The 12,329-nt window shown below is 64.3% G+C and carries 11 protein-coding genes; 3 read left to right on the top strand and 8 right to left on the bottom strand.

The window, feature by feature from the left end:
• Positions 1–39 precede the first annotated feature (39 nt).
• The 8 genes from hutC to GGD40_RS34260 all read right to left on the bottom strand — a co-directional run bounded on the left by hutC (position 40) and on the right by GGD40_RS34260 (position 7,708).
• On the bottom strand, positions 40–723 hold the full coding sequence (gene hutC, locus GGD40_RS34295; RefSeq protein ID WP_179747150.1) for a histidine utilization repressor: 684 nt from the start codon (positions 721–723) through the stop codon (positions 40–42).
• A gap of 98 nt (positions 724–821) precedes the next feature.
• Positions 822–2,480, bottom strand: coding sequence for an aromatic amino acid ammonia-lyase (locus GGD40_RS34290; RefSeq protein ID WP_179746709.1), 1,659 nt, complete (start codon positions 2,478–2,480; stop codon positions 822–824).
• Between the two features lie 91 nt (positions 2,481–2,571).
• Complete coding sequence (locus tag GGD40_RS34285; RefSeq protein WP_035556477.1) at positions 2,572–3,363, bottom strand: ABC transporter ATP-binding protein; 792 nt, start codon at positions 3,361–3,363, stop codon at positions 2,572–2,574.
• A 35-nt stretch (positions 3,364–3,398) separates the two neighbouring features.
• Positions 3,399–4,154, bottom strand: coding sequence for an ABC transporter permease (locus GGD40_RS34280; protein WP_179709129.1), 756 nt, complete (start codon positions 4,152–4,154; stop codon positions 3,399–3,401).
• 14 nt (positions 4,155–4,168) lie between these two features.
• Positions 4,169–4,891: an ABC transporter permease gene (locus tag GGD40_RS34275; RefSeq protein ID WP_179709131.1), complete on the bottom strand. Its 723-nt coding sequence runs from the start codon at positions 4,889–4,891 to the stop codon at positions 4,169–4,171.
• A gap of 89 nt (positions 4,892–4,980) precedes the next feature.
• Positions 4,981–5,805 carry a transporter substrate-binding domain-containing protein gene (locus GGD40_RS34270; protein ID WP_218901619.1) on the bottom strand — a complete coding sequence of 275 codons (825 nt, stop codon included), beginning with the start codon at positions 5,803–5,805 and terminating at the stop codon, positions 4,981–4,983.
• A 373-nt stretch (positions 5,806–6,178) separates the two neighbouring features.
• On the bottom strand, positions 6,179–6,859 hold the full coding sequence (locus GGD40_RS34265; RefSeq protein ID WP_179746708.1) for a methyltransferase family protein: 681 nt from the start codon (positions 6,857–6,859) through the stop codon (positions 6,179–6,181).
• Positions 6,860–6,871: 12 nt separating this feature from the next.
• Positions 6,872–7,708 (bottom strand): arylamine N-acetyltransferase family protein, encoded by an 837-nt coding sequence (locus GGD40_RS34260; RefSeq protein ID WP_179746707.1) that lies wholly within the window; start codon positions 7,706–7,708, stop codon positions 6,872–6,874.
• A gap of 407 nt (positions 7,709–8,115) precedes the next feature.
• On the opposite strand from GGD40_RS34260, the gene GGD40_RS34255 reads away from it, so the two are divergent.
• From GGD40_RS34255 to GGD40_RS34245, 3 genes are all read left to right on the top strand, one after another.
• The gene (locus GGD40_RS34255; RefSeq protein ID WP_179746706.1) at positions 8,116–9,639 is read left to right on the top strand and encodes a carbohydrate porin; all 1,524 of its coding nucleotides are present in this window, start codon (positions 8,116–8,118) and stop codon (positions 9,637–9,639) included.
• Positions 9,640–9,739: 100 nt separating this feature from the next.
• Positions 9,740–10,891: a hypothetical protein gene (locus GGD40_RS34250; protein WP_179746705.1), complete on the top strand. Its 1,152-nt coding sequence runs from the start codon at positions 9,740–9,742 to the stop codon at positions 10,889–10,891.
• A gap of 37 nt (positions 10,892–10,928) precedes the next feature.
• Positions 10,929–12,329 (top strand): Dyp-type peroxidase, encoded by a 1,401-nt coding sequence (locus tag GGD40_RS34245; protein ID WP_179746704.1) that lies wholly within the window; start codon positions 10,929–10,931, stop codon positions 12,327–12,329.

Raw genomic sequence — 12,329 nt, 5'->3', positions numbered from 1 at the left:
GCACCAGGCGCTGAAAACACTCAAAGCGCCCCAAGCGCGCTACACATTCCCCGCCAGATGAAAACGCGACGCCGGGTGCCACAACTGCACCGACGTCGCGACGTCGTCGCCCACCCACGTACGGCGCCATAGCTGCAAACACGGCTCGCCGATATCCATCATCAGATGACGGCGCACGTACGCGTCGGGCTTCTGCGCATAGATGCGGAATTCCGCGCGCTGGATCGGCGCGAGCCGCACCATGTAGTGGTTCGGTGTCTCGACGGTGAAGTCCTGTTGCAGATACTCGGGAAACACCTTCGGGTTGACGAAGCGGTCCTCGTACTGAATCGGCTCGCCCTCTTCGCTGTGCACGATGCACGAGTGAAATACCGGGCCGCCGGCGAGACCAAGCGCTTCGAGCGCCTGCGGGTCGTCGCTCGGATCGAGCGTCAGCACACGCGCCGAATGCCGATGGCCGCGTGCGGCGATTTCGTCGGCGATATTGCGGATCTCCAGCACGGTCGACTCGTAGCGCTGCGGCGCGACGAAGGTGCCGGACCCTTGCACGCGCGTCAGCACGCGTTCGGTGGTCAGTTCGCGCAACGCGCGCGAGACCGTCATGCGCGCCACGCCGAACTCCTTGACGAGTTCGGTTTCGGACGGAATCAGGCCGCCCGGTTTCCAGTCGCCTTCGCTAATGCGCCGGATCACGTAGCGCTTGATCTGTTCATACGCGGGCATGGCCTTCGCCGGCGTCTCCTGACAGCGTTCCTGCGTCTCTGCGGGTTGCGCGTTTATCGTTGTGTTCACTGCGACCTCGTGGGTGGTACGCGGGTTGATCAAGCCACATGCGCCGCGCCGTGCCGGTCGTCGAGCGACATGAGCGCGACGTTCGCGGCAGCGCGCAGTTTGCCCGCCTCCGCCAGATTCGTGACGGTTGCAGGCGCAACCAGATCCGCGCCCTCCGCCGACGTGACCGGCCGAGGCCCAATGTTACCCGGGTTCGGCAGCGGTGGCGGCGTCTGATCGGCGATCATGCGAAACGCAACGCTCATGTCGTGCGCGAGCGGCCGGTCGTCGCGATAGGTCGGCACGACGCGCCGCACGCGTTGCCACAGCGCCTCGGTGTGCGGCGCACGCGGCGCGTCGATGTTTTGCAGGTCGTACGCTTGCGCAGCCGCCAGCAATTCGATCGCGACGATGCGCCCAGCGTTGTCGACGATTTCCAGCGCCTTCAGCGCGGCCGGCGTGGCGTGGCACAGGTGATCTTCCTGCAAGCCAGAGGTAATGCCGCCGTCGAGACTCGCCGGCAGCGCCAGACGCCGGTTCTGCGCGACCAGCGAAGCCGCCGTGTACTGCGCGATCATGAAGCCGGAACAGGAACCGCCCGGCTGCGCGAGAAACGCCGGCAAGCCGCTCACCAGCGGATTGACGAGGCGATCCAGACGCCGCTCGGCCATGGCCGCGACTTGCGCGATCGCGGTGGCGAGGCTGTCCATGGCCAGCGCGATCGACGCGCCTACCGCATGCGCCTGCGAATAGACGCGCGGCGCGTCCGGCGTACCGGCGACGATCGGGTTATCGGTAATCGAAGCGAGTTCGCGATTGACCACGTCGGCGGTCGCGGCGAGCACGTCGCGCGCGGCGCCGTGCACGTGCGGAATGGTCCGCATGCTCAACGGGTCCTGGGTGCGCTGGCCGACCACCGCCGCCAGAATGCCGCTGTCGGCGAGCGCGGTACGCATCCGTTCGCCAACCTGGTTCAAGCCCGGTGAAATGCGCAAGGCGAGCGAATCTTCATCGAACGCCGCGAGTTGGCCGCGCAGATTCTCGAAGCTCATCGCGGCGACCATATCGGTCCAGTCGAGCAGACGCGCCGCGCGCGCCAGCGCCAACGCGGCCAGACCCGCGACGCACGGCGTGCCGTTGACGAGACTCAAGCCCTCTTTCGCTTCGAGCACCAGCGGTTCGAGCCCGAGTCGTTGCAACGCGTCGCGTCCCGTGAGCCGTTTGCCGCGATAGCGCACGTGCCCTTCACCGATGCAGACCAGCGCGATATGCGCCATGTGGCTCAGATAACCGACCGAGCCGAACGCCGGCACTTCCGGCAAACAATCGGCATTGAGCAAGGCCACCAGTTGATCCGCGACTTCGAGGCGAATGCCGGAGTGCCCATGCGCGAAGTTGTTGACGGCCGCGGCCATGATCGCGCGCGTCTCGGCGACACCGAGCGGCGCGCCGACGCCGACCGCGTGGCTCATCAGAATGTTGCGCGACAGGCTGCGTTGTTCGGCCGGCGAGACGATCACGTCGCACAACGCGCCGACGCCGGTATTCACGCCGTACGCGCGAATACCGCGCGCGACGATCTGCTCGACGAGCACACGCGCCGCGGCGATGCGCGCACGGGCGCCGGTGGAAAGTTCGAGCGGTTCGCCGGCGGCGACAGCCGCCACCTGAGCCCAGTCGAGAGGACGATCGGAACGGATCACGGCCATGGTAGTGCTCTGCTCAGTGGTTAGCCCGGCAACGCGGCCAGGCGAAGACAGCGTGTTCACGCAACCGGGCGACGCCGCCCGGCAAGGCGGCTCAATTGGTGGTGCGGTCCTGATGGCTCGACACGAATTGCCGGAAGCGATCCGACTTGCACTCGACGAACACTTCGTCCGGCGTGCCGTCGGCTTCCACCTGGCCTTGATGCAGAAACATCACGCGGTTCGACACGTGGCGAGCGAAACCCATCTCGTGCGTGACGACCAGCATGGTGCGGCCTTCTTCGGCGAGCGAACGCATCACACGCAACACTTCGCCGACCAGTTCCGGATCGAGCGCTGAAGTCGGCTCGTCGAACAGCATCACTTTCGGATGCATGGCCAACGCGCGCGCAATCGCTACACGCTGCTGTTGACCACCCGACAGATGCGCTGGATAGTGGCCGCGTTTTTCCGCGAGGCCGACTTTCGCGAGCAACGCTTCGGCCTCTTCGACCGATTCCGCGCGGCTGCGCTTCTGCACGCGCATCGGCCCTTCGATCAGATTCTCCAGCACGGTCATATGCGACCAGAGGTTGAAGTTCTGAAACACCATGCCGAGTTGCGAACGCACGCGGTCCACCTGGCGGCGATCGCTCGGTTGCAGCTTGCCGTCGCCGCGGCGCTTCATTTTCAATTCTTCGCCGCCCAGCGCGACCGAGCCGTCGTCGGGCGTTTCGAGCAGGTTAAGGCAGCGCAGAAACGTGCTCTTGCCCGAGCCGCTCGCGCCGAGAATCGAGATCACGTCGCCCTGATGCGCGTCGAGCGAAATGCCTTTGAGCACGTGGTGCTCGCCGAACGACTTATGAATGTTCTTGACCGACAGTGCGACGGGAGCCGTAGCGTTCATGGAATTCTCCAGATTCATTCGGGATGGTCGGCCGCTCAGGACGCGGCGCGACGTGCTTCGGTGTTCGCGGACACGGTGCGATTCGGCGCGGCTTGCGCGGGCGCGGCGCGCAGATGGCGCGACAGACGCGTCTCCAGCATGCCGAGCAGGCGCACGATGACGAAGTTCAGGAACAGATAGATCAGCGCGGCGCAGATGAACACTTCGGTCGTGCGATAGGTTTGCTGGATGATCTGCTGCGCGACGCCGGTCACTTCCCACACGGTCACGAGACTCGCGAGCGCGGTCGATTTGACGAGCAGCACGGCTTCGGTCGAATACGCCGGCAGACACTGGCGCAACGCGATCGGCCCGATCACGCGGCGCAGCAGCGCGAAGCCCGACAGGCCGATCGAATAGCCCGCCTCGATCTGTCCGACCGGCACGGCCATCAAACCGCCGCGAATGATTTCAGCGGTATAGCCGGCTGTGCACAACGCCAACGACAAAACAGCGCACAGGTACGGCTCGCGCAGCACCGGCCACAAAAAGCTCTCGCGGATCACGCCGAACTGACCCATGCCGTAGTACACGAGGAACATCTGGATCAGCAGCGGCGAACCGCGAAACACGAGGATATAAGCGCGCGCGAAACGGTTCGGCAGCCAGTGCGGCGACACCCGCATCGTGACGATCACGAGCGACAGCAAGCCGCCCAGAATCAGCGAACAGAAGAACAGCCCGAGCGTGGTCGGCACGGCGGCCAGCAGTTGCTTGAGCGTGTCGAACAGGAAGTCGAAATCGAAATGCATGATGACCGTCCTCGTCAGTTGCGCGCGAAGTTGCGCTTGAAGGACCGGCCCACGCGCGCTTCGGCACGGTTGAAGACCCGGTTCGAGATGCTGGTCATGACCAGGTACAGCGCGCCGCCCACCACGAAGAACGTGAAGTACTGATGCGTGGAGCCCGCCGCCACCTGGCTGGTGCGCAGCAATTCGGCGAGCCCCGTGACGGAGATCAGCGCCGAATCCTTCAGGCTCAGTTGCCAGACGTTGCCGATGCCCGGCAGCGCGAAACGCAGCACTTGCGGAATCAGAATGCGGCGCGCCATGGTCAGCGTCGGCATGCCGATCGAGCGCGCGGCTTCGAGTTCGCCGCGCGACACGGCGAGCACCGCCGCGCGATAGACCTCGGCCTGGTACGCGCCGGAGATCATGCCGACCGCGAGCGCGCCAACCACGAACGGCGGCACGCCAACGAAGCCCTCTGCGCCGAACCACTGGCCGATGGTCGTCACCAGCGTGGAGCCGCCGAAATAGAACAGATAGATCACGAGCAGTTCGGGCACGCCGCGAAACACCGTGGTGTAGATGTCGCCGATCACGCGCAACGTGCGAAACCGCGACAGCTTGGCCGCCGCAATCAGGCCGCCGAATACGGCGCCGACCGCGAGCGCGGCGAGCGTCAGCGCGACCGTCATCAAGGCCGCGAGCAATATCACGCCGCCCCAGCCATCCGGCCCGAAGCCGAGCATCTGTATCAGTGCCATTCCCTACCCCTCATCCATGACGTCGGATCGAATCCGTGGACGTGCGCGGCGCGTGGGTCACACACGCCGCGCGTGCGTTGCTCAACGAATCAAGGCGTGACGTCGGTCTTGAACCACTTGGCGGAGAGCTTCTTGACGGTGCCGTCGGCGAGCGCCGCGCTGATCGCGGTGTCGAACTTCGCCTTCAGATCGGCGTCCTGTTTGCGGAACGCGAGGCCTTCGCCCGGGCCCCAGATCGGACCGCCGATCTTCGGACCGGCCATCGTGATCGACGCGGTTTCTTTCTTGTCGATATTGGCGGCGTAGTACGTCACGTCGTCGAACGACGCGTCGATGCGGCCGTTGGCCAGATCCAGATCGCGCTCGGGCGAGGTCTTGTAGACGCGAATCGTGGCGACGTCTTTAAAGCCGTCGTTGATGAACTTGGTGTAGACCGTGCCCGACTGGATGCCGATGGTCTTACCCTTCAGCTGCTTGCGCAGTGCGTCGACGGTCGGCTGATCGGTTTTCGGATCGCCCGACAGCTTGACCACGCCCGCGCCCGCCGCCGCCTTGGGCAGCACCTTCGCGTCGGCCACCGCGAAGGTGGCCGGCGTGGCGGCGTACGGCCGCGAGAACGCGATGATCTTTTCACGTTCCGGCGTGATCGAAATCGCGTCCATCAGCACATCGAACTTGCCCGCTTGCAGACCCGGAATCATGCCGTCCCAGTCTTGCGCCACGAGGTTGCATTGCAGCTTGATGCGCTCGCACAGATTCGCGACCAGCTCCGGTTCGAAGCCGCCCAGCTTGCCGCCGGGCAAAGTCAGGTTCCACGGTGCGTAACCGCCCTCCAGCGCGATGGTCACCGTTTTCCAGTCTTTAGCCTGCACCGGTGCCGCGAAAATGGTCGCGGCGCCGAGCACGGCGCCCATCAATGCTTTTGCTAACGTCGTGTGCTTCACTTTCACGTCGAAACTCCTTTGATTGAGGAAACCGTCGAACTGGATGTTCTAACCATCGCTGAATTTGTATAGACAAGTCTGCATGAGTCAAAAAGCCGTCGCAAGGGGTTCAGCGGGAAAATCCGCAGATCATCGGGTAAGCCCCTATCAACGCCTTCTGGCGGGGTTCTACGGGACGGAACGTTGATTACAGAAGAGTCGTGACGCATCGAATGCGCGCGTCAGCGTGGTGCACTTTGTCTAGACAGGTTGGTGCGTAACGAACCAAGGTGGGGGATGCAGGGACGCGCGCGCGAGCCGCGCCTGACCTCGCGCATCGAGCGACGCGACTCAGGGGCAAGCGTTACCAGATAAGCGGCACGAAGCGGTATTTAACGCGGGAGGTGTAGTCGGGATAACCGTCGAGCTCGGCGTTCAGCAGGCGCTCTTCACGCACCGCGCGCCAGCCGATGCCGAGCACCATGACCGGCACACAGGCAAGTCCCCACCACGAGCCGAGCAGCAAGGGCGTGCCGACGAACAGAAACAGCGCGGCGGCGTACATCGGGTGACGCACGTACGCATAGGGACCGCTGTCGATCACCTTGTGGCCACGGCTCGCCTGGATCTTCACGACGGGCGCGGCATAGCTGTTAGCGCGAAACACGGCGCGACACATCACCAGACAGACGACGATGCACAGCGAGCCGAGACTCACGAGCCCCACCGGCACCGGCGGCGACCAGTGCAAGCGCACGGCGTCGACGCCCATCAGGACCAGCCACGCGCACCACACCAGCGACACGCTCACCATGAACACGCGGTCCCATCGGCTTTGTTGCGCCTGCACGATCGGCGCGAGCCGCTCGGCCAGCAGCCCCGGATCGTGCCGCGCGAGCCACAGCCCGATCCACAGACTCAGCACGCCCGTCTCGATCAGATACCACCAGCCGGCCGGCCACGCGAGCGTGCCCGCCGCGCCGAACAGCAGCACGCCCATGGCGGCGAGCCAGACCGCCGTTTGCAGGAGGAGACGCGTGACCATAGGGGTACGTTTCTAAACGTTGTGGGCAGGCGTGCGCACGCGGTTGAACAGGTCGACGAGATCGATGTCGCCGGTATTCAGGCCGAACTGATCGCGCAGGCAGGCCGCGAGTTCGTCCGCGCTGGCGAGTTGCCGTTCGCTGACGACCTCGCCGTCGGCGCCGCGTTCGTTCAACTGGTCGTTGCGCAGCGTGAGCCGGGTGTCGTCGAGCACACGGCAAACGATCAGCGTGGTGGCAAAAATCGACTCCGGCGCCGTCGACGTGTACCAGTTCGAGGTTTCATAGTCGGCCCACTCGACCGCGTGCAGATCGAAGCGATAGACGCGCGTCCAGCTTTGGTCGCGCGCCTGCACGTCGAGGTAAAGCGCGTTGTGCGAGGCATCGGCGAGGCGGAACGTGCCCAGCGGCGTGCGCTGCGCGATGCCCGCGGCGAGACGCAGCGGCGCGGTCAGCGTGACGCTGCCGAAACCGACGTCGACGATCCACGCCTCGTTCTCGAGGTCGATCCGCAGAACCATATGCGTGCGCGGCGGCACCTCGTCGGACTCACGGCCCCACAGTACGCGGGCGAGCAGCGGCGTGACCTTGAAGCCTAGTTGCATCAGCACGTTCGCGAGCAACGCGTTCTGCTCGAAGCAGTAACCGCCGCGATGGTCGGTGACGAGTTTGCGCTCGACGGATTCGAGGTCGAGCTTCACCGCGCGGCGCGTGAACGGGTTCAGATTCTCGAACGGAATGGCGCGCGGATGCAGCCGGTGCAGCGCCTGCAGCACCTCTAGCGTGGCCGCGCGCGGACCGTCGTAGCCGATACGGGTGAAGTAATGGTCCAGATTCACAGTGTTTGACATCGGCATGTTCCCGGTTAGGTCTGAGGCGCTGAACGCTGATCGATCATGTGCCGCGAAGCGGCTTCGGAAAAGATCATAGCGGTTGAGCAATCGCAACGCTCATGCACGCCGACAGTGTTAGTGAAAACGCATTCGATAAAACCATAACCATACGTTTTAATTACGTTTAAATTATATTTTCATTACGCACAAATAGCCTTTAGTAGCAGTCCGTAAAGAACAAAGTTACATGTCAGTAATATTGATGCGAATCGTTCTCATTTGTGTTGACGCACCTATTCCGCATGCGTAGGATCTCGCCATCTGTTGTGCCCGGCGTCGCGACCCGTCACAGCAAATCGCAGTCGTGACAGCAACGTCATACCGCGGTGATCAGTTCAGTCGATACAACACAAACAAGGATTTCGATGAAGTTCGCCCAACTCAACGGACCCGCTGTTCAAGCGCGTCCGCTTCGCGATTCTGCCAGGCGTGCCGGCGCCATTAGTCGTACGCGTCGGCCCTCCTTGCGGCGCGCCGCGCTCTTCACCGCATTTGCCTGGGCTTCGCTGACAGCCGGCGTGGCCATGGCTGAAGCCAATCCCGACGCAACCCCCGAAGCCCCTGAGGCCGACCTGAACATTCAGGCCACCCAGACCAGTCAGTGGACGGGTCTCTGGAATCGTCAGCAGTTGCTCGGCGATATCGGCGGTCTGCGTCCGTGGCTCGGCAAATACGGCGTGACCTTGCAGCTCACCGAAACCAGCGAGGTGCTGGCCAACGTGCGCGGCGGTCTCGCACGCGGCGCGGACTACGACGGTCTGACGACCGCCACCGTGCAGATGGATACGCAGAAGGCCTTCGGTCTGCCGGGCGGTCTGTTCAACGTGAGCGCGCTGCAGATTCACGGCGCCAACCTGAGCGCCAACAAGCTCGGCACGCTGAACACGGCGAGCGGTATCGAAGCGCAGGACACCACCCGCCTGTGGGAGTTGTGGTATCAGCAGTCGTTCCTGAACAAGCGTATCGACGTGAAGATCGGTCAGCAAAGTATCGACCAGGAATTCATCACCAGCACGAACTCGGCGCTGTTCGTCAACACGATGTTCGGCTGGCCCGCGCTGCCTTCGTACGACATGCCGTCGGGCGGCCCGGCTTATCCGCTGGCCGATCTCGGCGTGCGCGTGCGCGGCCAGATCACGCCTTCGTTGACCGCGCTCGCCGGTGTGTTCGACGGCGACCCGCTCGGCAATAGCCCGAACAACAAGAGCGGCACCAACTTCAACCTGCACAACGGCACGCTGTTCATCGGCGAGTTGCAGTACGCGATCAACCAGCCGTCCGACGGCGAAATGGTCGGCGTGGGCGGCGGCGGTTTGCCGGGCACCTACAAGCTCGGCCTCTGGTACAACAACCAGAGCTTCGCCGACCAGCGTTTCGACAACACCGGTCTGTCGCTCGCGAATCCGGCCTCCAGCGGCATCGCCCAGAATCATCATGGCGACTACAGCTTCTATGCGGTCGCCGATCAGATGATCTGGCGCCCGGATCCGGACGAGCCGCGCAGCCTGAACGTGTTTGCCCGCGTGATGGGCGCGCCCGGCGACCGCAATCTGGTCAGCGTGGCCGCGAACGTGGGCGTCGTGCTGAAGGCGCCGTTCGCCGGCCGCGACAACGACAGCGCCGGCATCGCGCTGACGTACATCAAGATCGGCAACCACGTGAACGGTCTCGATCAGGACAATCAGGCGTTCAGCGGTGGCCCGTACGGCGTGCGCACCAGCGAAACCACGCTCGAAGCCACCTATCAGTACCAGGTCAATCCGTGGTGGCAACTGCAGGCGGATGCGCAATACACGTTCAACGCCGGCGCCGGCCAGAATCCGAGCGACCCGACGCAGCCGCTGCGCAACACGTTCGTCATCGGCGTGCGGACCAACATCACGTTCTGATGCCGCGCTCGCCTAACTTACACGCTACCGACAAATCGAATCCCATGCTTTCGATCATGACCGCAATCAACGCTTTGTGCGCCCGCACGGAGATCCAATCATGAACCAACCCACGCGCAAGTTCTCGCCGCGCGCCGCGCGGGCCCTGATCGCCGCCGCTGCCGGCGCCGCCGCGCTGACAACGGCCGCCAGCGCCTATGCCGAGCCGCAAGGTTTCCTGGAAACCATCAAGCACCACACCACGCTGATCAACACCGTGCCGGGCAATGGCGACCAGAACCCGTACGCGGTCGTGGTCGCGCCGGTCAGCATCGGCACCGTCAAGAAGGGCGACGTGCTGGTCGGCAACTTCAACAACTCGACCAACCTGCAAGGCACCGGCAGCACGATCATCAACTACCATCCGGACACCAAAGAAATGACGGTGTTCGCGACGGTGCCGCGCGATCTGAAGGCGTGCCCCGGCGGCATCGGCCTGTCCACGGCGATGACCATGCTGAAGTCCGGCTACGTGATCGTCGGCAGCACGCCGAGCAATGACGGCACCACCGGCACCAAAGGCGCCGGCTGCCTGATCGTGATCGATCCGCAGGGCAAGGTCGCCTCGACCATCACGAGCCCGAACATCAACGACCCGTGGGGCAACATGGCGGTCGTCGACAACGGTTCGACCGCGACGCTGTTCGTCAGCAACGCCGGCTTCGGCGTGGGCGGCGCGGACGGCAATCCGCCGGTGTACAAGCAGGCTACCGTGCTGCGCCTGGACCTCGACGTGCCGGCCGACAAAGCGCCGGTCGTGAAGAAGGAAACCGTGGTGGGCAGCGGCTTCGGCGCGCAAGCGGACAAGGGCGTGTTCCTCGTCGGCCCGACCGGCCTCGCGTTGTCGAGCGACCAGAAACTGCTGTACGTGTCCGACGCGATCGGCAACCGCGTGACTGAAATCGACGACCCGATGACGCGCGACACCAGCGCCGGCGTGGGCCGCCAACTGACCGCCGACGGCCTGCTGCACCGCCCGCTCGCGATGGTCACCGCGCCTAACGGCCACCTGCTGGTCACGAACGCGCTGAACGGTCAGATCGTCGAGATCGACCCGGCCACCGGCAAGCAGATTTACGCTCGCTGGATCGACACGGACAAGGCACAATCGCCCCCGGGCAACGGCGACCTGTTCGGTCTCGCGTTGACGCCCGAAGGCGACGGTTTCTACTACGTGCAGGACGACGTGAACACACTGGTTCTCGCGAAGTAAGCAAAACACCCCACAGCGTAATGAAGGTGAAGTAGCCATGGCACACGATCAACCCCCGCGGCCCTCGCGGCGCGGATTTCTGAAGGCGGGCGGCGCCGCGGTCGCCGCCGGCGCGAGTCTCGGTGCGGCGCAAGTCGCTCAGGCCGCGCTCGCCAAAACACCGGCGCACAGCGTCGATCCGCAACTGGCCGTCGAACCGTTTTACGGTTTGCATCAAGGCGGCGTGGTCACGGCGCAGCAGAGTCACACGTACGTCGCCGCGCTCGATCTGACGACCGAAAAACGCGACGACGTGATCGCGCTGCTGCGCGCCTGGACCGACGCGGCCGCGCGTCTGACGCAAGGCAACACGGCCGCCCCGCTGTCGACCACAGCTTCGACCCAAGCCGCACAGGTCGACGGCATGGTCGAGAACACGTCCAGCAGCGCGCCCGCCAGCAAGTCCGGCGCTAAGGACGACGGCAGCGCCTACAGCCCGGTCAACGCGAAAGCCGCGCCCGATTCCGGTGACGTGCTCGGTCTCGGCCCTTGCGGCCTGACGATCACGTTCGGCTTCGGCCCCGGTCTGTTCACGAAAGACGGCAAGGACCGCTACGGCCTCGCCGCGCGCCGCCCCGCCGCGCTCGTCGATCTGCCGCGTTTCAACGGCGATCAACTGATCGAGCAGAAAACCGGCGGCGACCTGTTCATCCAGGCGTGCGCGAACGATCAGCAGGTCGCGTTTCACGCGGTCCGCCAATTGGCGCGTCTTGCTTACGGCACCGCCGCCATGCGTTGGGGTCAAGCGGGTTTCCTGTCGGGTCCGCGCGGTCAGACGCCGCGCAATCTGATGGGCTTCAAGGACGGCACCAACAACCCGTCCACCGCGAAGCCGCAACTGATGAACGAGTTCGTGTGGGCCGGCGCCACCCCGGACGCTCCGTGGATGGAAGGCGGCACCTACACCGTCGTACGACGTATCCGCATCACGCTGGAACACTGGGACAACACCGAGGTGGACTTCCAGGAACAGGTGTTCGGCCGTCACAAGTACAGCGGTGCGCCGATCGGCAAGAAGAGCGAGTTCGACGCGGTCGACCTGAAGGAAGAAGACAAGGACGGCAATCCGGTGATTCCGGAGAACTCGCACGTGCGTCTGTCGAATCAGGCCAGCAACAACGGTGCGCAGATTCTGCGCCGCTCGTATTCGTACAACGACAGCACGGATTTCTACATCGAGCGCTGGCCGCCATGGCGTCAGGAAACGGAGTACGACGCGGGGCTGATTTTCGTCGCTCACCAGAGCGACCCGCGTAAGGGCTTCATTCCGATCAACGACAGGCTCGCGAAGTTCGACATGATGAACCAGTTCACGACCCACGTAGGCAGCGCGGTGTTCGCGGTGCCGCCGGGCGCGAAGCCGGGTTCGTATATCGGCGCGGGGCTGTTCGAGGCGTAA

The sequence above is a fragment of the Paraburkholderia bryophila genome, from assembly GCF_013409255.1.
In the GTDB taxonomy this organism is placed as follows: domain Bacteria; phylum Pseudomonadota; class Gammaproteobacteria; order Burkholderiales; family Burkholderiaceae; genus Paraburkholderia.
This window is presented reverse-complemented; position numbering and strand designations above follow the sequence as displayed.